At 41.6% G+C, this 19,525-nt stretch carries 17 protein-coding genes; 4 read left to right on the top strand and 13 right to left on the bottom strand.

Features of this window, described 5'->3' with window-relative positions; all coding sequences use genetic code 11:
* Positions 1-13 precede the first annotated feature (13 nt).
* Positions 14-436, bottom strand: coding sequence for a CBS domain-containing protein (locus tag BA79_RS02125; protein ID WP_035701063.1), 423 nt, complete (start codon positions 434-436; stop codon positions 14-16).
* Positions 437-597: 161 nt separating this feature from the next.
* On the opposite strand from BA79_RS02125, the gene BA79_RS02120 reads away from it, so the two are divergent.
* Positions 598-963 (top strand): YugN family protein, encoded by a 366-nt coding sequence (locus BA79_RS02120; protein WP_008345035.1) that lies wholly within the window; start codon positions 598-600, stop codon positions 961-963.
* A 235-nt stretch (positions 964-1,198) separates the two neighbouring features.
* On the opposite strand, the gene ctaG is transcribed toward BA79_RS02120, so the two are convergent.
* The 6 genes from ctaG to cyoE all read right to left on the bottom strand — a co-directional run bounded on the left by ctaG (position 1,199) and on the right by cyoE (position 7,384).
* A complete protein-coding gene (gene ctaG / locus BA79_RS02115) occupies positions 1,199-2,077 on the bottom strand; it encodes a cytochrome c oxidase assembly factor CtaG (protein ID WP_008345036.1) in 879 nt (292 codons plus the stop codon).
* A 30-nt stretch (positions 2,078-2,107) separates the two neighbouring features.
* Entirely contained in the window at positions 2,108-2,437 is a 330-nt protein-coding gene (gene ctaF / locus BA79_RS02110; protein ID WP_003211520.1) for a cytochrome c oxidase subunit IVB, read from the bottom strand.
* Positions 2,438-2,439: 2 nt separating this feature from the next.
* Positions 2,440-3,060 (bottom strand): cytochrome c oxidase subunit III, encoded by a 621-nt coding sequence (gene ctaE / locus BA79_RS02105; RefSeq protein ID WP_007499822.1) that lies wholly within the window; start codon positions 3,058-3,060, stop codon positions 2,440-2,442.
* Complete coding sequence (gene ctaD, locus BA79_RS02100) at positions 3,060-4,931, bottom strand: cytochrome c oxidase subunit I (protein ID WP_007499823.1); 1,872 nt, start codon at positions 4,929-4,931, stop codon at positions 3,060-3,062. The genes ctaE and ctaD overlap by 1 nt, the downstream gene beginning before the upstream one ends.
* A 188-nt stretch (positions 4,932-5,119) precedes the next feature.
* Positions 5,120-6,187: a cytochrome c oxidase subunit II gene (coxB, locus tag BA79_RS02095; RefSeq protein WP_008345042.1), complete on the bottom strand. Its 1,068-nt coding sequence runs from the start codon at positions 6,185-6,187 to the stop codon at positions 5,120-5,122.
* A gap of 279 nt (positions 6,188-6,466) precedes the next feature.
* Positions 6,467-7,384, bottom strand: a complete 918-nt coding sequence (gene cyoE / locus BA79_RS02090; RefSeq protein WP_007499825.1) for a heme o synthase — start codon at positions 7,382-7,384, stop codon at positions 6,467-6,469.
* Between the two features lie 389 nt (positions 7,385-7,773).
* On the opposite strand from cyoE, the gene BA79_RS02085 reads away from it, so the two are divergent.
* Positions 7,774-8,697, top strand: a complete 924-nt coding sequence (locus BA79_RS02085; RefSeq protein ID WP_017359381.1) for a COX15/CtaA family protein — start codon at positions 7,774-7,776, stop codon at positions 8,695-8,697.
* Between the two features lie 39 nt (positions 8,698-8,736).
* Here BA79_RS02085 and BA79_RS02080 read toward each other — a convergent pair whose 3' ends face one another.
* From BA79_RS02080 to glsA, 5 genes are all read right to left on the bottom strand, one after another.
* Entirely contained in the window at positions 8,737-10,170 is a 1,434-nt protein-coding gene (locus BA79_RS02080; protein ID WP_035700639.1) for a cryptochrome/photolyase family protein, read from the bottom strand.
* Positions 10,171-10,469: 299 nt separating this feature from the next.
* A complete protein-coding gene (gene pyc, locus BA79_RS02075; protein WP_035700637.1) occupies positions 10,470-13,916 on the bottom strand; it encodes a pyruvate carboxylase in 3,447 nt (1,148 codons plus the stop codon).
* Between the two features lie 79 nt (positions 13,917-13,995).
* Positions 13,996-15,207 carry a putative lipid II flippase FtsW gene (gene ftsW, locus BA79_RS02070; RefSeq protein ID WP_008345051.1) on the bottom strand — a complete coding sequence of 404 codons (1,212 nt, stop codon included), beginning with the start codon at positions 15,205-15,207 and terminating at the stop codon, positions 13,996-13,998.
* 210 nt (positions 15,208-15,417) lie between these two features.
* A complete protein-coding gene (locus BA79_RS02065; RefSeq protein WP_003212509.1) occupies positions 15,418-15,699 on the bottom strand; it encodes an Fpa/YlaN family protein in 282 nt (93 codons plus the stop codon).
* A gap of 122 nt (positions 15,700-15,821) precedes the next feature.
* Complete coding sequence (gene glsA / locus BA79_RS02060) at positions 15,822-16,751, bottom strand: glutaminase A (protein ID WP_035392166.1); 930 nt, start codon at positions 16,749-16,751, stop codon at positions 15,822-15,824.
* 120 nt (positions 16,752-16,871) lie between these two features.
* Between glsA and BA79_RS02055 the strand changes: the two genes are divergently transcribed.
* Complete coding sequence (locus tag BA79_RS02055) at positions 16,872-17,354, top strand: hypothetical protein (protein WP_008345056.1); 483 nt, start codon at positions 16,872-16,874, stop codon at positions 17,352-17,354.
* Positions 17,355-17,374: 20 nt separating this feature from the next.
* On the opposite strand, the gene BA79_RS02050 is transcribed toward BA79_RS02055, so the two are convergent.
* Positions 17,375-18,697, bottom strand: a complete 1,323-nt coding sequence (locus BA79_RS02050) for a PhoH family protein (RefSeq protein WP_025207279.1) — start codon at positions 18,695-18,697, stop codon at positions 17,375-17,377.
* Between the two features lie 140 nt (positions 18,698-18,837).
* Between BA79_RS02050 and BA79_RS02045 the strand changes: the two genes are divergently transcribed.
* Positions 18,838-19,455, top strand: coding sequence for a YhcN/YlaJ family sporulation lipoprotein (locus tag BA79_RS02045; RefSeq protein WP_008345059.1), 618 nt, complete (start codon positions 18,838-18,840; stop codon positions 19,453-19,455).
* Positions 19,456-19,525 lie beyond the last annotated feature (70 nt).

The raw sequence follows: 19,525 nt of genomic DNA, 5'->3' as shown, positions 1-19,525 counted from the left end.
AAATATGCCCCTCCTAATGAAGAAATCCTTGGCCATGATCCTGGTCTTGTTGAGAGATTTCCGTCAGAGCATCACCTGCACGATCGTTTGATAAATCTTCAACTGATAAATCCCCAAGGGCTACGATTCCTGTTAGTGCCCCGTTTTTGACAACCGGGATACGGCGGAGCTGATGTTCTGACATCAACCGGACAATTTCTTCTAGGGTTGCATCTTCTTCAGCTGTCAAAACTTCCTTCGTCATGATGGCACCAACCTCTTGTGAGTTCGGCTTTTTCTCAGCAATACCTCTAAGTACAAGGTCGCGGTCTGTGACAATACCAACAAGCTGATCCCCATCGACTACTGGGATGGCACCAATGTCAGCATTTTTCATTTTGACTGCCGCTTCATACGCATTGTCGTCCTTTTGCAACGTCACTACTTTTTTCGTCATGATATCTTTGATTTTTTTCGTTTTCACGTTGATTCCTCCATCCGTTATTTTCTTTATTACTGTAACCAGCTTATAAAAGAACATACCTTTCACAGTTGAAAGTTTAACGCTTTCATACTATGATTGTCAGTAAAGGGAATTTTTATAAGGAGGGGTTTTGGGTGAAGTTTGAAGGTACGGGGATTGAAAAGGTATCAGCTGACTTAAATAAATTGGATTTCATTATGGAAAGTGAAGGATTTGTACGAGCCGATCAATGGGATTATGAGCGTGTGACGTACGACAGGAAGTATAACATGGTAGAGGGGACGTTTTACTTACGGATCTCTGGCTACGCCACTGAGGGAGATGTCGGCTCCAAAAAAGCCCACATCCAGCTGCTGACACCTTTACTTGGAAAACACTATTATCCGCATGGTGTTGAATATGGAGAAGGCGAAGATTTCCCTAAATCTCTTATTCAATCCAGCAAAAAAACGCTGAACCAATTGAAAGAAAAACTAGAAGCGATAACTGCTGAAGCATAAAAGAAGCACAGCCCCTACGGCTGTGCTTTCAGCGTGTAGACAAACCCTCGCATTCGTTGTCAGTCCTGTGCGCTGGTGCTCACGAATGCCAAATTCGCTCCGCTCCAGTGCTCGTCCTTCCTAGACTGCAAAGGTTTTCTATCACGCTGAAAAGAAGACAAAGGGCTAAAATAAAGTTCATTTTAGCCCTTTGCCAACAATCTGGAAGCACAGCCCCTGCGGCTGTGTTTTTCATTTATTCATATTTCGGAATGAGCGCATCTGGTACGGCATCTTTCGCTCTTTCTTTTCTTGCCCAGTCAAAGAAGACAACAGCAAGAATCGATCCGTATACAATCTCTTGAATGATTTTCATCAAAATAGCACCTAGTTGCTGATCTTCTAGCAGCGGCAATGTATGAAACATGTCAGGTCCCGTAAGCGCAAGACCAGCAAGCATATCACTCGGTACGCATAGGTGCAGTGCTTGTATCCATGCGCCGGCATCTGAATAAGTGGCATAGATAGGCGCTTCACTAAACATAATGAGTGCGCAGGCAGGTGTCATTAAAATCCCATCTGCCATAATATATCCAAGCTTTAAAATGCCCGTAATCTGCGGCTGACTTTGCACTTTATGGACAAGCGGCCACCACATGAAAAAGGCAGCGATAAAAATGACAACCGTCATCAATGCGTGATAAAACGGATCTGTTTTGACAAAATCGAACACAAGCGGAATATGATACAGCGAAAACAACCCGTTAAATCCGAGCAAGGCAATCAACGGCTTAGAAAACAAGCGGAAAATCGGCTGAATGCCCCGTGTTTGAATGATCCGCTCCCAAATCGCCGCAGGTAAACCTGTAATAAGAAGCGGCGGGATGACCAAATAGAGCACTGCCATTTGCGCCATATGCGCACTGAACATAATATGCCCCATTAAATCAATCGGGCTCCCCTTCACTGCATAAAGCAACACAAGCCCCGTGAGAAATAGCGTTTTCTCTTTCACCGTCGCACGGTGCTTGCCCTTCGTCACGAGAAGCAGATAAAAAGCGGCTGCTACTACAATACATGTCAAATAGTAAGGACTCCATAATGCACGAAATCCAAATATCTCTAAGTTTTCCATTGCTGCGCCTCCTTCAAGGGCAAAGCGAGCTTACCACCAAATAATGGTCAAAAAGGCTAAAACGGTAATAAACGCGACAAACACACCTGAGTAAAGAAACAACGCGGGTGTTTCATGCCCTTTTTGGTTCATGTGCATAAAATAATAAAGCTGAAAAGCCACCTGAATCACTGCAAGCAGTAAAATAAAAGGGACAGCGAACCAATTTCCGACGTCTTCAGAGGCGATTGTTAAAAAGGCAACAAACGTTAAACCAATCATCAAGCCGAAAGAAATGAGCTGATGCTTCATTTCTTCGGCATTTTTCTTTTTCCGATAGACAAGATCGACTTTGGACTGATTTGTGTTTTTATTTCCCATTCTTATCCCACCATTCCCATTAAATATACAACGGTAAAGATGAAGACCCACACAACATCAATGAAATGCCAATAAAGGCTTGCCACATAATATTTTGGTGCATTGTATAAATCTAGACCGCGTCTCATATTCCGAATCATCAGAGCGGTGATCCAGCAAAGTCCAAATGCGACGTGAGCCCCGTGTGTTCCAACAAGCGTATAGAAGGAAGAGCCAAGTGCAGAGCTCGTAATTGTAAATTCATACGCATGTACATAATGATAAAACTCATAAATTTCTACCCCTAAAAATCCAGCACCTAAAAGAACGGTTACACCTAGCCAAAGCTGCATTTTTTTAAAGGCAAAGTTTTTCATATGATACATAGCATACACACTCGTTAAACTGCTCGTTAACAGAAGCATTGTGGCAATAAAGACAAGTGTGAGGTCAAACATTTCAGTTGTTGTTGCGCCGCCTGCATTTGAATTTTTCAGCGCCAAATAAGTGGCAAACAAAGATGCAAACAGGACCGTTTCTCCCCCAAGAAACAACCAGAACCCGACGAACTTATTCTTTCCTTCTAACGTGGCTTTCTCAGGAGAAGCCGGAAAGGTTTCCGCTGTCATTTTTTGTGGTTCCATTATGCTTTCACCCCTTTGTCATCGTCATCCGTCAAATCTTCTTTGTGAATATGGTATCCATGATCATCTTTAAGAGAGCGAACGAGCATGGTCGCAAACGTGATGCCAAGACCAATGAAGATCACCGGTAGACCCCAGCTGTGTTCTTGACGATACATAAAACCAAACGCTGACACAAATAGACCGAATGAGATAATGATAGGCAAGATGGAATTATTCGGCATGTGAATATCATCGAGCGGTTCAGATGCTGTCATTCCTTTTTTACCATCCATTTTCTCAATCCATAATGGATCAAGTCCCCGTACAAGAGGCAGCTGCTTAAAGTTATATTCTGGCGGAGGTGAAGATACTGCCCATTCAAGCGTTCTTCCATCTCCCCAAGGATCGCCCGATACACGCTCCCCTTTTGCTGTCGTCCAGATGATATTAATCAGCATGATGACAACTGCTACAAACATGAACAGTGCCCCAATCGTACTGACCAAGTTCCCAAGGTCTAGACCCTGACCTGGCAAGAATGTAAAGACTCGGCGCGGCATGCCCCAAAGACCGAGAAAATGCTGGATAAAGAACGTTAAATGGAAACCGACGAAAAACAGCACAAAGCCAATTTTCCCAAGCTTCTCATTCAGTATTTTCCCAAACATCTTCGGCCACCAATAATGCACACCTGCTAAAATACCGAAGACCACACCACCGATAATGACATAGTGGAAATGCGCCACAACGAAGTACGTGTCATGGAACTGATAATCCGCTGCTGCTGCTGCAAGCATGACGCCGGTTACACCGCCAAGTAAGAATGACGGAATGAACGCAACTGAATATAGCATCGGCGTTGTAAACTTCACATTACCGCCCCATATGGTGAGCAACCAGTTAAATACTTTAATTCCAGTTGGCACCGCAATCGCCATTGTGGCTACGGCAAAGATCGCATTGGCAATTGGACCAAGTCCTGTTGTGAACATGTGATGCGCCCACACCATGAATCCAAGGAAACCAATTAATACAGTCGCAAACACCATGGACGAATAACCAAACAATCTTTTTCTTGCAAACACTGGAATGATCTCAGAGAAAATCCCAAATGCCGGCAAAATCAAGATATACACTTCTGGGTGTCCAAAAATCCAGAACAAATGCTCCCAGATGATTGTATTTCCGCCAAGCTCTGGATTAAAAAAGCTCGTATCAAACATTCGATCAAGCATCAGCATCGCAAGTCCTGCTGTTAGCGGCGGGAATGCGAATAAAATTAGTGCAGATGCCACAAACGTCGTCCAGGTAAAGAGCGGCATTCTCATATACGTCATACCTGGCGCTCTCATATTAATAATCGTTGCAAGAAAGTTGATTCCGGCAATTAGCGTACCAATACCCGCTATCTGCAACCCTAAAATATAGAAATCCATGCCGTGCCCTTCTGAATTCAGCGTGAGCGACGCATAGGCAGTCCAGCCTGCATCAGGTGCCCCGCCCATAAACCATCCAAGGTTTAAGAAAATACCACCGAAAAAGAACAGCCAAAAACCAAGTGAATTCACAAATGGAAACGCTACGTCACGTGCACCAATTTGAATGGGAACAACCGCATTCATTAATGCAAATAAAAGCGGCATTGCTGCAAGGAAAATCATCGTTGTTCCATGCATCGTCATGACTTCATTGTAAAACCCTGCACTCACAAAATCATTTTCAGGGATGGCTAGCTGAATACGGATAATCATCGCTTCCAGGCCACCAATTAAAAAGAAAAATCCCCCTGCCACTAAATATAGTATGGCAATTTTTTTGTGGTCAACCGTCGTTAAGTAATCCCATAAGACAGCGCCAAACCCCCGCTTTTTAGCTATTGTACTCACCATGAAATCCCCCTCTTATCTCCCATTTGCCCCTTTTCATATCAATGTCTATCTTCACGTTCTAAAAACAGACTATATCTGACAGATGACTTATTCTTGGATGTAGAGACTTATTCGGGAGCTCTTAACAAAAACTTCACATAGATCGTATACCCTTTTGAATGTGCGCAACTTCAAGCTGCTCAAGGCATTTACTGTATTTTAAGACCTTTTAAATACTCGTAGAGTGCATCTGCTTCTGAGTCATTTAGTTTAGGGTACGTCCCTGTCATCTTATTACCTGGTTTAAAGCTCTCTGGATCTTTCAGCCATGCTTTGACATTTTCTTTGTTCATGTCTTTAATTCCAGCTACTTTTGTCCGCTCTCCGAAGGTTGCAAGGTTTGGAGCAGTCCTTGCCGCCTCTGGCCGTTCATCTCCAGGCTCTACCGCGTGACAGCTTAAACAGTTTTTCTCTTTAAAAAGTTTTTCACCCTCAAGGGCTAGATCTGACGTAGATGCAGGCTTCTTATAATCTGCCATCTTTTTCGTCCAGCCTAAAAACTCATCTTGAGAAAGCGTTTTAACTTTAAAGTCCATTAAAGCATGTGATGGACCACAAAGCTCCGCACATTTCCCATAGAAATATTCTCCAGCATCTTTCGTTCGTTTTGAGTCAAATGTTAAATAAAACTTGTTCTCGTTGTCTGTATTTGTATCAATTTTACCCCCAGCCGATGGAACCCAGAAAGAGTGTTTCACATCGGATGCTTTCAGCTTAAAATAAACCTTTTGGTCAGTTGGAACAATCAATTCCTGACTTGTCACAATCCCATAATCAGGGTATTCAAATTCCCACCAATATAAGCTGGCTCTTACATTCACAACAAGTGTTTTTTCAGGATCTCGTTTTTTCTTATCCATAGCGCTTGTATCCCCTAGCTCAAGCGTGTATGCCACAACAGGTACAACGAGAATAATGAGTAGAAGTATCGGAATCGCTGTCCACGTAATTTCGAGGTTACGGTTCCCTTCTACCTGTTTAGGAATCGTATCTTCTCCCACTTTAGAACGTTTGAATTTAATGATGACGTAAAAGAAAATGATCGATACAACAATAACGACAAGAACCATAATAAGTGTACTCAGTACCGTTAGGAAAAACTGTTTATCTGCTACTTCCCCAACTGGCTTGAGTGTTGATAAGTATGGTTCACCGCAGCCCGCCAAAACGAGCGTCAGTAAAAGAAACAGTGAATAAACACGCCATTTTCTTATCATAATTTGTCCCAACCCCTTTTGCTTGATCTCCTTTGCCTTTCGCTTTTTACCTCTTATTTATAAAATCACCTTTCACCCATCCATAACCCCCGCCTCTTATAAAAGCACTTACATTTCCTCTTTTCATAAAAAAATGATGTTTTTACTCAAAATACCATCTATGTATAAACAGAAAGCCGCCTAAATAGAACTGAATATCAGGCGGCTTTCATAGTTGTAAGAAAATGTTGTGTTATAAGATATAGCCATTGTTTTGATGTGATCAAAGTGTATTTCACTCTAGAATAGTGTAATAATAATCATCGCAACGAAAAAGATCGTTAAGTAGTTTAATGAATAAACGAACATGAGTGTTGACCACTTCATGATATCTTTCATTTTAAAGCCCATAAGACCAATTACGAGCCATCCAATGTTCAGCAATGTGCCAAGTGCGACAATCGGCCATCCTAATCCACCTAAGAAAAATGGAAGCGGGAGAAGACATGCTGTCCAAATGATGATTTGGCGTTTTGTGACTTCAAAGCCGTAAACAACTGGCAGCATTGGAATACCTGCTTTGCGGTAATCTTCCGTTTTCTTAATCGCAAGTGATAAGAAATGCGGAATTTGCCAGATGAACATAATCATAAACAGGACCCAAGCCGTTGTGTCGATGGTGCCTGTAACAGCTGTCCAGCCAATTAATGGCGGAACCGCACCAGATACACTCCCAATGACTGTATTAATGGTGTAATGGCGTTTAGACCACATCGTGTATAGAACTGCATAAGTAAAGACACCGATAAATCCAATCACTGCTGATGTAACAGTTGTCATCAAAAGCATAATCAGTCCAAGTACAACAAGCAGAATACCAAATGCATACGCTTGACCCGGCTGAACTTTACCTGTCACCGTCGGTCTTGTTTTTGTTCTTTCCATTAGTATATCAATATCACGGTCAAACGCATTATTAATGGCGCATGAACCGGCAATAATAAGAGAAGAACCAATCATTGTTAACAGAACAATATCAAGATTTCCAAGGAAACTCATATCTGTAAAATAAAAAGCAAGCCACATTCCAGTAAATGTTGTAATGAAATTGGAATTGACGATGCCCATTTTAATAAGAGCAAGAAAATCTTTTAAAGCGGTTGTTTCTTCTATTTGTCCATGAATAGCTGCTTCCGCGGCTGTTTTGGAATTTGCCAATGTGTATAACCTCCCTTGCCCAAACCTTCAAACGAACGAATAAAACGTAAAATCGTTACAACTCTATCATACAAGATAAAGAGCTGTAAAAAAACATCCTATTAAATAATAAACGACAAACTTGAAGTTATTTGTGAACTTTTCGTGAATTTATTAGGATGTGCGTTTCAGAAGGCGGTGCAAAATGAAATATTCTCTCCTCTATTTCTATCAGACTGTCAAAGAAAGATCAAGCACTCTAAATCTGTAAACTTTGTGAACTAACATATCATTTTTTTGTGAACTTTGGTCATTATGAATTGCAACAGAACACGCATTTGGCTTAAACTTGAGAGCATGTGAGGTTTTCATTTAGATCAGAAGTTATTTAGAGAAGGTGAAATCATTTGATGAAATTTGCTTTAAGGTTATTGAGCGTTGTCACAACATTTGTGATGCTGATCGTTCTGATTGGCGGTGCGCTTGTGACGAAAACTGGCTCCGGTCTTGGCTGCGGCAGACAGTGGCCCCTTTGCCACGGTCGTTTCTTTCCAGAAATGAACCCTGCTTCCATTATCGAATGGAGCCACCGCATGTCAACAGGAGTTTCCACCATTCTTGTATTGGCACTGGCGGTCTTATGCTGGAAAAAAATCAGTCCAGTATTCCGTGAAACCAAATTTTTGGTCATCATGTCCATTATATTCTTACTGCTTCAAGCGCTGTTAGGGGCACTCGCCGTTGTGTTTGGTTCTAACGCACTTGTCATGGCACTGCACTTCGGTATTTCACTGATTTCTTTTGCTTCCATTTTACTACTGGCACTGCTTGTGTTTGAAGCAACCAGATCTGAAACAAAGCTTGTGAAGCCGCTTCATATCGGCAAAAGAATGCAGTTCCATATTTATGGGTTGATCACATATACGTATATTGTGGTGTATACGGGCGCCTATGTGAGACATACAAAATCAAGTCTTGCATGCTCTGTCTTCCCATTTTGTTCAAAAGACGGCGCACTTCCAGCGTATTTTAATCAATGGGTTCAAATGTCTCACCGAGCAGCAGCCCTTCTTTTATTCGTTTGGATATTTGTTGCGATGTTCCATGCCCTTAAACATTATAAAGAACAAAAGCAGCTGTATTATGGATGGATCATTTCAGCCATTCTGATTACACTTCAAGCGATTTCTGGTGTCATGTCTGTTTATTCTCAGCTCGCACTCGGTTATGCGCTTGCTCATTCATTCTTTATTTCTTGTTTGTTTGGGGTACTATGCTACTTCTGCTTACTCATTGCCCGGTTTAAATATGAAAATAAAGAGCCTTTCAGATAAACATACAATCCCCCTTTCATCCGAAAAGGGGGATTTCTTTTATGTTTGTTTCGCTTCTTCAAATAGCGAAATGGCTTTTTTTCGTCTTTCTTGATGATCGACTGTAGGCAGAGGATATGTATCCCCTAGCACACATCCCGATTTCATTTGCTCATCTATCGGCATTTTACTCGGTTCATGAATCCATTTTTCATTCACATGCTTTAGTTCTGGTACATACCTTCTAATATATTCTCCGCTTGGATCAAATCGTTTCGACTGGGTCGTTGGGTTAAAAATACGGAAGTAAGGAACCGCATCCGTTCCAACAGAGGCCGCCCACTGAAATCCCCCAATATTCGAAGCCTCATCATAGTCGACAAGTTTTCTCGCAAAATACGCTTCGCCCTTTCTCCAATCGATGAAATAATCTTTTGTCAGGAATGAAGCCGTCACCATTCTCAAACGGTTATGCATCCAGCCTTCTTCATTTAACTGTCTCATCCCAGCGTCAACGAGCGGGAAGCCTGTTTGTCCTTTACACCAAGCTTCAAAAAGTGTCTCATCATCATTCCATTTTATATGTTGAAAGGAGGAGTTGATTTCTTTTTCTTTCATCTCTGGATAATGCGCAAAGATCATATGATAAAAATCACGCCATGCCAGCTCTTTGATAAATGTTTCCTTGCCCTCATCTTCAAAAAGTTCTTCCTCATTGACAGCATGAAAGATCGTGCGAATAGAAATGGTCCCAGTTTTTAAGAACCGAGACAGCTTGCTCGTCCCAAAAACAGACGGAATATCTCGTTTCTCATGATAACGCGTCAATCTTTCTTGAATAAAGCCGTCTAGCGTGCTTCTCGCTTTGTCTGACCCAATCTGATCGAATTTCCTTGTACATTTCTTGATGATGTCCCTTAGTTTCTCATCTCCCTTTTCAGAAAGTGACTCATCACAAATCGTATGCTTGCTGCTCAGAAATGATTTGTCAACTTTTATCACAGACTGCTTCTCCTGCTTCCGCCACGCTTGATAGTATGGAGTAAACACTTGATAATGAGACCCATCCGCTTTTAAAATATCTCTCGCCCCATGCAGATGCGTATCTTGCCACTTTGACACATGAATGCCCTTTTCTTCTAAGAAACGGGTCACTTGCTCATCACGTGTTCGACCATTTCCTACTTCGTCCTCATTAAAAAAGACCGCATTGATGTCATAAGCATTCATGAGCTTTTGAAAAGCGGACAAAATATCATCATGAATGAGATGAACATACATGTGAGATTCTCTCGCTTCCTTGACGAAATTGGCCAAGTTTTGAAAGAAATGTTCGTTGTTCAAATCCAGTTCCATTTCTGTAAAAAACGGATCTAGATGATAAAAAGCAAATAATCGGTACTGATGTTTTTTTGCATATGTGATCGCTTTTGATAAGGCGATATGATCATCCAATCGCATATCTCGGCGAAACCAAATCACGACATTTTCCACTCTTTCTTCACCTCATTCTATAGTGTAATCACTCTAACAGGCGGCTGCACATTTTAATGCGCTCAAAAAAAGACACATCACAGTGGATGTGTCTTGGATTGTTGACAAAGGGCTAAAATGCTCTTTATTTTAGCCCTTTGTCTTCTTTTCAGCGTGATAGAAAGCCCTTGAAGTCTAGGAAGAACGAGTACTGGAGCGGAGCGAATGTGACATTCGTGAGCACCAGCACGCAAGACTGACAAAGAATGCAAGGGTTTGTCTACACGCTGAGACACATCGCAGTGGATGTGTCTCACTCATTATTCAGGCTTTAAGACAATCAACAGATCTCCAGTTTGAATCCCTTCTCCATTCGTGACATGAATTTCATCCACGACTGCTGAGAACGGTGCTTGTACCGTCGTTTCCATTTTCATCGCTTCATTGATCATCAAATGCTCACCTTGAGAAATTTTCTGTCCTTTTTCAACAAGCACTTTGATCACAGTGCCTGGCATCGATGCCGCAATGTGATTTGGATTTGAGCGATCTGCCTTCATTTTTTCTTGAACGGAGGATTTGATGCTTTCATCCTTAATGACCACTTCACGCGGTTGTCCATTCAGCTCAAAGTAAAGCACTCTTGTAGCGTCCGGATTCGGTTCTCCAATTGACACGAGTTTGACAATGAGGGTTTTCCCTTTTTCAATTTCTACCTCAATTTCTTCACCAAGTCTCATGCCGTAGAAGAAGGTTGGTGTGTCAAGAACAGAGATGTCTCCATAGCTTTCTGCTGTTTGAACAAATTCAGAAAAGACTTTCGGGTATAAAGCATATGCAATGGCATCTTGTTCTGTTAACGTCAAGTCATGCGATTCTTTGAACTGCTTTTTGATTTCTTCAAAGTCCACTGGTTTCAGTTTCTCACCTGGTCTGACAGTAAGCGGCTCCTCCCCTTTTAAAATCAGCTTTTGCAATTTTTCTGGGAATCCGCCATGAGGCTGTCCTAAATAGCCTTTAAACAATTCAACAACCGAATCTGGGAAATCCAGTGTTGCTCCTTTTTCATAAACATCCTCTTCTGTCAGATCGTTTTGCACCATATAAAGTGCCATATCTCCGACCACTTTAGAAGACGGTGTCACTTTCACAATGTCACCAAACATGTCATTTACACGTCTGTACATTTCTTTTACTTCATTCCAGCGGTCGCCAAGGCCGACCCCTTTCGCCTGCTGTTGCAGGTTACTATACTGGCCACCAGGCATTTCATGCTCATAAATTTCTGTATGCGGTGAATTCATTCCGCTTTCAAACTCATGGTAATATTTTCTGACGGAATCCCAATATTGAGAAAGACGTTCAACCGCTTGAACATTCATTTCGGGCTTTCTTTCATGTCCGTCTAAAGCATAATATAATGAGCTCGCACTTGGTTGTGATGTGAGCCCCGCCATAGAGCTGACAGCAACATCAACAATATCAACACCTGCATCAATCGCTCTTGCATAGGTGAAGAGTCCATTTCCACTCGTATCGTGTGTATGAAGATGGATTGGAATCGTGAGCTCGTCTTTTAGAGCCGATACAAGTTCATAAGCCGCCTGCGGTTTTAATAATCCCGCCATATCTTTAATGCCTAAAATATGAGCGCCTGCGGATTCAAGCTCCTTCGCAAGAGAGACATAATATTTCAAATCATATTTCGGACGTGATGGATCAAGAATATCACCTGTATAACAAATCGCTGCCTCTGCCACTTTGCCTGATTCACGAACAGAATCAATGGCAAGCGTCATGCCTTTGACCCAGTTTAGGCTGTCAAAAATACGGAAGACGTCAATGCCTGCCTCTGCCGATTCCTTTACAAATGCTTTAATCACATTATCCGCATAGTTTGTATATCCGACAGCGTTTGATGATCTTAATAGCATTTGGAACAAAGTGTTTGGCACTTCTTGACGAAGCTCTTTCAATCTTTCCCAAGGATCTTCTTTCAAGAAACGATATGCCACATCAAATGTAGCGCCGCCCCACATTTCCATACTGAATAACTCTGGCCATAAACCTGCTGTTGGCTGCGCAACTTTCTTTAAGTCGTGTGTTCTAAAGCGTGTTGCAAGCAGGGATTGATGTGCGTCTCTAAAAGTTGTATCCGTTAAAAGTACACTGCTTTGCTCTTTCACCCAATTGGCGAGCCCCTCAGGTCCATGCTTGTCTAACAATTGTTTTGTTCCAGAAGGAATCGTTTCATGGACAGCAAGTTTCGGCACATTTGGTTGATCAAAATGAGGCTTCTTATTTTCCGAAATACCAGGGAACCCATTAATGGTAACGTTACCAATATAAGTAAGCATTTTCGTTCCGCGGTCTTTTTGCTTAGGGAAGTTAAATAGCTCTGGTGTTGAATCAATAAACGATGTATCATATTCCCCTCTTAGAAACTTCTCGTGCTTTGCGACGTTTTCAAGAAACGGGATATTTGTTTTAATGCCGCGAATCCTGAATTCTTGTAAATTTCGGACCATTTTAGCCGCAGCTTGATCAAATGTAAGTGCCCAAGTAGACAGCTTGACCAACAGTGAATCGTAATAAGGTGTAATCACCGCACCTTGGAAGCTGTTTCCTGTATCAAGACGTACTCCAAAACCACCGCCTGAACGGTAAGCCATGATTTTTCCTGTATCTGGCATGAAGTCATTCAAAGGATCTTCTGTTGTGACCCTTGATTGAATGGCAAATCCATGTGTAAAGATATCTTCTTGCTTTGGTATCCCGACTTCTTTGCTGTGGAGGTCATGTCCTTTTGCGACAAGAATTTGGGTTTGGACGATATCGACCCCTGTAATCATTTCTGTGATCGTGTGTTCCACTTGGACCCTAGGATTGACTTCAATAAAATAAAATTCCCCATTTGCCACTAGGAATTCTACAGTCCCTGCATTGATATACGATACATTCTGAGCCAGCTGAACAGCCGCTTCACAGATGTCTTCACGCAATTGATCTGACAGGGACACACTTGGTGCAACCTCAATAACTTTTTGATGACGCCTTTGAACAGAGCAGTCACGCTCATATAAATGAATGATATTGCCGTGATTGTCTCCTATCACCTGCACTTCAATATGTTTCGGATTTTCAATCAGCTTTTCAACGTATACTTCGTCATTTCCAAAAGCCGCTTTCGCCTCTGACTTTGCACGGTCATAGGCTTCGTTCAGCTCCTCTTTTGATCTGACAATCCGCATACCTCGGCCGCCGCCTCCAAGTGAAGCTTTAATAATAAACGGGTAACCATATTCTTCACCGAATTTTTCGACTTCTTTGACCGAATCAACTGGCCCGTCACTTCCTGGAATGACTGGAATTCCAGCTTTTTTCGCTTCATCTCTCGCTTTTACTTTATCTCCAAACATATCTAAATGTTGAGAAGTTGGGCCGATGAATTGGATGCCTTCCTCTTCGCATCGTCTTGCAAAATGAATGTTTTCAGATAAAAATCCGTATCCTGGATGAATCGCATCCACGTCATTTCGTTTTGCAATTTCGATGATCCCCTCGATATCAAGGTAGGCATCAATCGGCTTTTTCCCTTCTCCAACTAGATATGCTTCATCGGCTTTATAGCGATGATAAGAGCCCGAGTCTTCTTTGGAGTAAATGGCCACTGTACGTAAGTTGAGCTCCGTACAGGCCCTAAAGACTCTGATAGCGATTTCCCCTCTGTTTGCAACTAGAACCTTTTGAATTGTTCTCTGTGACATTCTCACTCCTCCATATCCCTTAAAATTTTATATGTACTCTATAATAAAGGAAGAAATGAAAACTGTACACTTTTGTTTTCTAAAGATTCAAAGTTTTCTGCAATCCATTTTTTTGAATCGATGGTTTGCTGATTGATTTTTTCTTTTTATAACGCTCTTTATATTCAGTGAACATGCTGATATTCAGCAATATTCCCATACATCCACTCAGTAAAATGATAGAGGATCCCCCGTAGCTGATAAACGGAAGTGTGACCCCAGTGATCGGAATGAGACCTGAAACACCGCCCAAATTAATACACGTTTGGATGGCAATCATTGAAGAAATTCCTATTGCAAGCAAACTTCCAAACGGATCTTCACACTTTCTCGCAATGTAAAAACCTTTCACGACAATAAAGCCAAGGAGAGCAAGGACAAAAAATACACCGAAAAAACCAAGCTCTTCCGAGATAATTGCCATGATAAAATCTGTATGCGGCTCTGGAAGGTATCCATACTTTTGTACACTCTCTCCAAGACCAAGCCCAAAAAAGCCGCCTGATCCAATCGCATAATATGAATTAATCAATTGATGCCCAGAAGCGCCTGCGTCTTTAAATGGATCTTGGAAACTCTCAAAACGTCCAAGACGATTCTGCGTGAAAATTTTATCCCAAAAAAGAATAATAAACGGTGTCACAACAACCATCACCGCACTAAATAAAGCGAGCAGCTTGGCCAGCGTTTTACCGCTAAACCCTGAGCATAAAATCATCGCAAGGGCAATCATACCAATGATAAAAGCTGTCCCATAGTCTGGCTGCAAAATAATAAATCCGCATAGGATGGAGACAACCACAATTGGAGGTGTCACCCCTCTTAAAATATGGTCAATATAATGCTGCTTCTTTGCATAGACAGCAGCAAGATAAATGATGACAACGATCTTCACGAATTCCGCTGGCTGAAGACTAAAAGGCCCAAATTTGATCCAACTTCTAGCATTCCCTGCAATGTGACCGCCAAAGTACACATAAATGAGAGAAAACACAGATAGCAAAAGCATCACAATTTGGAATCTTTTATTTAAGAGCAGCTGATACGGAATGAGGGCTGTAAAAATCAAGATGACCGCCCCGACAATCATAAATAAAAGCTGTTTCTTGAAAAAATTATCTGGCGCAGCATCATATCTGATCACAGATGTAATCATACTTGAGCTATACACCATCACCAAGCCGAATGCGCTAATTAATATAATGGCGAACAATAATGAGTAGTCATACGATTTTAGCATTCTCTTTAACATATAATCCTCTTCCTAACGTCTATTTCTACTGCTTGATATTCTCTTCTCTTAGCTGTTCTTATTCTACTACATTTTCTCCGTTTGATCCCGTTTTACCTCTTTATATTGTTCGTCTTTCATGAGACAATCAAGTCCGTTTGGCATCAATCAAAATAAAAAGGCGGACAAAAAAACTCAAACTTATGTTGTGGAAGTTTGAGTTTTCAATCATTATTTTTTTGTGAACGCATCATGAAGTGCGGATAGTTCTCTCTCAAGTTTATCGAGTAGTTTTTTGCCTTCATGTTGATCAACTAATCCAAGCCGGACAGCGAAATCAATTTCTCTCGATAATCCGAACATTTGAGTATCTAAAACCTCTTCATAAAGAGGACATTGCGGCATCGTTAAGTTGTCCATTTGCACTTGGATCAATTTTAAAATTTTATCTGCATCCAATTTTAATAAAGCCAGTGCTTTTTGCCGATGATCGACTAAAATTTCTGACGCCAAAAGTATCCCTCCGTTCCCCAGGCGAGTACCTAATTCTTCTATTTATCATAAAGCGAAACGCCCAAAATTGCAAGCAGATTTGTACAGTTCGCTCTGTAAAAATAAAAAGAAGCCATTCGTTATTAAAAGATACTCATCTCATATTTTTCACTCATGAGCTCAAGCAGCTTAATACCCGCAATACTATTCCCTTTTTCATCCAAAGCAGGTCCGAATATACCTATCCCAAAGTCGTATGGCGCCGCCCCCATAATTCCGCCTGAAACACCACTTTTAGCAGGGATTCCGATATTGATCGCAAATTCCCCGCTCGCATTGTACATACCGCATGTAACCATAAACGTTTTACAAATTCTAGCGACATCTTTCGAAAGGATTTGCTTTCCTGTCTCTGGATGCCTGCCATCTAATGAAAAAACACATGCGATCTTCGCCAAATCCAGGCTGTTCATCATGACGGCGCATTGCTTCGTATAGACGTCCATCACCTCTTCTACATTCCCTTTAATGATATGATATTGCTTCATATAATAGCACATTGCGCGGTTAATCATTGATGTTTCAAATTCGGATGCAGCGGTTTCTTTGCAATATGTAATGGTTGTGTCATTGGCAAGCTCTCTAATAAAACCAAGCAGCCGGTTCAGCTGATCTTGCGGCGTTGCCCCTCTTATTAAACTTGTAACGGCAAGCGCTCCTGCATTAATCATTGGGTTAAGCGGCTTATTTGGGCTTGCTGTCTCTAGTTTAATCATCGAATTAAACGGGTCGCCAGTCGGTTCTTGTCCAACATATTGAAACACTTTTTTCGGTCCTTCTTCTGAGAGCACGAGCGCCAGTGCTAATACTTTTGAAATACTTTGAAGGGTGAATCGTTTATCAACATTTCCCGCTGAGTGGCACGTATTACTCACATGATAAACAGCGACAGATAAATCCGATTGATCCGCTTTACCGAGTGCCGGAATATAGGATGCTACCTTTCCATTTTTGGCCACCTTTTTTGCCTCTTCTACAAATCGCTGAAGCTCTTCATTGTCACGACATGCCATGCCCAAAATCCTCCCTATTTTTCGTCTAATCGTAGTGTGTACAAGGAAGTGCATGTTTATGAAAGTGACAAAGCGGGCGAAAACTTCTATAATTTATGTTGGAAAGGGGTTGTCTTGAACATGAGCATTATTCAAATCAAGGGGAACGTACAATACAAGATCACCATTGATCCGAGTGTATGGATTTTTGATGACCGTAAATTTTTAATGGATTCATTTTTTGAGAAAAGTGCAGCAAACGAAGAGCAGCAGCTAGATCAGGAACTCGATCAAGAGCGGGTCATAAGAGAAGGTCAAACACTTCCACCCACATTAAAAACAGAGAAAAAGTACGAAAAAGAAAGACTTGTCACAGGCAGCTTCGGGATGAAACTTGGCGACATGATAAAAAATGCAGAACCGCTCGAACAAGCGGAGACGTGTGAATTTGTCACAGAAACAGAAACAATTGCTGTTCCGCTCTCTAAGGCGATGGATAGCATTGCCCATTTCAGCCAAAATGGAAAGCCTATAACAGAAGAAGGACCAATCCACGTTTATTTCGAGGATCAGTCCAACATCACTCAGCCGATTAAAGGCGTCAAAGAGTTAATCATTACATAAGATAAGATGACGGGTCTGGACTATAATAAATCAGCTGCAAGCTGTGCAAGTCCAGACCTTTCTCCTTTGACAAGCTTGACATGTCCAGATATTTGCTGCCCTTTGAAACGCTCAATGACATATGTGAGCCCATTATTTAAGCTGTCTAAATAAGGGTGATCAATCTGCTCTGGGTCTCCCATCAGCACAATTTTACTTCCCTCACCAACCCGCGTTAATAATGTTTTTACTTCGTGTTTTGTTAAATTTTGCGCCTCATCGATAATGATAAATTGATCAGGGATACTTCTCCCGCGAATATACGTTAAAGCTTCCACTTGAATTGAACCGATGCCCGCTAGTATCGCATCGAGTTCACCAGGTTTTTTTGTGTTAAATAAAAATTCTAGGTTGTCATAGATCGGCTGCATCCACGGTCTGAGCTTCTCTTCTTTTTCGCCTGGCAAATACCCTAAGTCCTTACCGACAGGAACAATGGAGCGGGCCACGATGAGCTTTTTAAACATGCCGAGGTCCTCTGTCTGCATTAATCCAGCAGCAAGTGCAAGCAGTGTCTTTCCTGTTCCCGCTTTTCCGATAAGTGTCACAAGCGGAATATCGCGGCGTAAAAGTAACTCAAGCGCCATCGTTTGCTGGACATTTTTTGGGCGAATTCCCCAAATATGTTCTTGGTCATAAATAAGCCGTTTTACATGCTCTGCTTTTTGATCAAGCATCCCCAAAGCAGAACCACCCTCATTTCCCTTCATAATAACAAATTGATGAGGGTTTAATGGCGTTTGGGTGACGTCTTTTATTGGTAACTGATTTTGCTTATAAAATGTATTCAGCTGCTCAGTCGGAATATAGAGCTCGTGATAGCCGTTATCAATGTCTTCATTTTGCAGCACACGATCGCTTAAGAAATCCTCTGCTTGCAGACCAATGGCATCCGCCTTTACTCGCACTAGGACATCTTTGCTGACCAAAATGACAGGCCGGCCATCCGGTTTTGTTTCTTCCTCTAAGCTCAAATTCTTCGCAACAGCCAAAATCCGGTTATCGTTTGTTTTTTCGATGAAAATTTCTTGAAGTTCATGGAAAGAGCGATGATTCAGCTCAATACGCAGCGTTCCTTTTGACTCCAGCGTAATTTTTTCATGCAGTTTCCCTTTCGATCTCAACCCGTCGATTAAACGTGAGACACGTCGTGCGTTTTGCCCAACCTCGTCCATATATCTTTTTTTCGAGTCTACTTCTTCTAACACTACGGCCGGAATCACAACCTCGTTGTCTTCAAATGAAAAGATTGAATTCGGATCCTGTAATAACACATTTGTGTCTAATACATAAATTTTACTCAGGTCCTTCGCCTCCTGATCGGGGTTTCATTCATCCTTGTCTTTCCAAAAACGATTGTTAAAATATATGTTTTCATGAATAAAGTTAGAAGGTTAATTCAACAATAAAATAAATCATGCAGTTTGTGAAGGAGGGAATACACATGCGACTATTTTTGACGTTATTCATGGTTCAAACCATTCTTTTATTAGGCGCTTGCCAACATCAAGAGAAGCCTTTGGCACAAGAACATCAAGACGGAAACAAGCATTTAGTAAGAGTATCAGACTCATCCAAGAAAAACACTGACAAAGCCCGCCCATCAACAGATGTGGCAAAACACCTAGTGAATGTGACTGAGCATGTAGCAGATGTAAATGACGCAACAGCGATCGTCATCGGCAAGTACGCTGTCGTTGGCATTGATGTAAAAGATGATTTAGATAGAAGCAAAGTTGAAACCATTAAATATTCAGTCGCCAAAGCTCTGAAAAATGACCCAGAAGGTGCGAATGCTGTTGTCGTCGCTGATCCAGATACAGTGAGCCGTTTAAAGGAAATGGGTAAAGAAATACAAGCAGGCAGGCCAGTAAGCGGAATTATGGATGAACTAGCAGCCATTGTGGGACGTGTTATGCCAGAAATGCCTCGAAATGAAATCGACCGTAACGAAACAGATCCAACGAATGATCCGAATCATCAGCTCAAACAACAAGATCAAAAGCAATTAGAAAAAAACCAAAACGATCAATCAAACCATCATATGAATCAGAAGAAATAATGAGAACGGCTTATATCTCTTGTGATATAGCCTCAGATTATTGACAAAGGGCTAAAATGAACTTTATTTT

It is taken from the genome of Bacillus altitudinis 41KF2b, assembly GCF_000691145.1.
In the GTDB taxonomy this organism is placed as follows: domain Bacteria; phylum Bacillota; class Bacilli; order Bacillales; family Bacillaceae; genus Bacillus; species Bacillus altitudinis.
This window is presented reverse-complemented; position numbering and strand designations above follow the sequence as displayed.

Coding starts and splice junctions, on each gene's coding strand:
- BA79_RS02085 (WP_017359381.1), top strand. CDS start 7,774: ATGAAATTTGCTTTAAGGTTATTGAGCGTTGTCACAACATTTGTGATG.
- pyc (WP_035700637.1), bottom strand. CDS start 13,916: ATGTCACAGAGAACAATTCAAAAGGTTCTAGTTGCAAACAGAGGGGAA.
- ftsW (WP_008345051.1), bottom strand. CDS start 15,207: ATGTTAAAGAGAATGCTAAAATCGTATGACTACTCATTATTGTTCGCC.
- ctaF (WP_003211520.1), bottom strand. CDS start 2,437: ATGGGAAATAAAAACACAAATCAGTCCAAAGTCGATCTTGTCTATCGG.
- BA79_RS02125 (WP_035701063.1), bottom strand. CDS start 436: ATGACGAAAAAAGTAGTGACGTTGCAAAAGGACGACAATGCGTATGAA.
- ctaD (WP_007499823.1), bottom strand. CDS start 4,931: ATGGTGAGTACAATAGCTAAAAAGCGGGGGTTTGGCGCTGTCTTATGG.
- coxB (WP_008345042.1), bottom strand. CDS start 6,187: ATGATAAGAAAATGGCGTGTTTATTCACTGTTTCTTTTACTGACGCTC.
- BA79_RS02045 (WP_008345059.1), top strand. CDS start 18,838: ATGCGACTATTTTTGACGTTATTCATGGTTCAAACCATTCTTTTATTA.
- ctaG (WP_008345036.1), bottom strand. CDS start 2,077: ATGGAAAACTTAGAGATATTTGGATTTCGTGCATTATGGAGTCCTTAC.
- glsA (WP_035392166.1), bottom strand. CDS start 16,751: ATGGCATGTCGTGACAATGAAGAGCTTCAGCGATTTGTAGAAGAGGCA.
- BA79_RS02055 (WP_008345056.1), top strand. CDS start 16,872: ATGAGCATTATTCAAATCAAGGGGAACGTACAATACAAGATCACCATT.
- ctaE (WP_007499822.1), bottom strand. CDS start 3,060: ATGGAACCACAAAAAATGACAGCGGAAACCTTTCCGGCTTCTCCTGAG.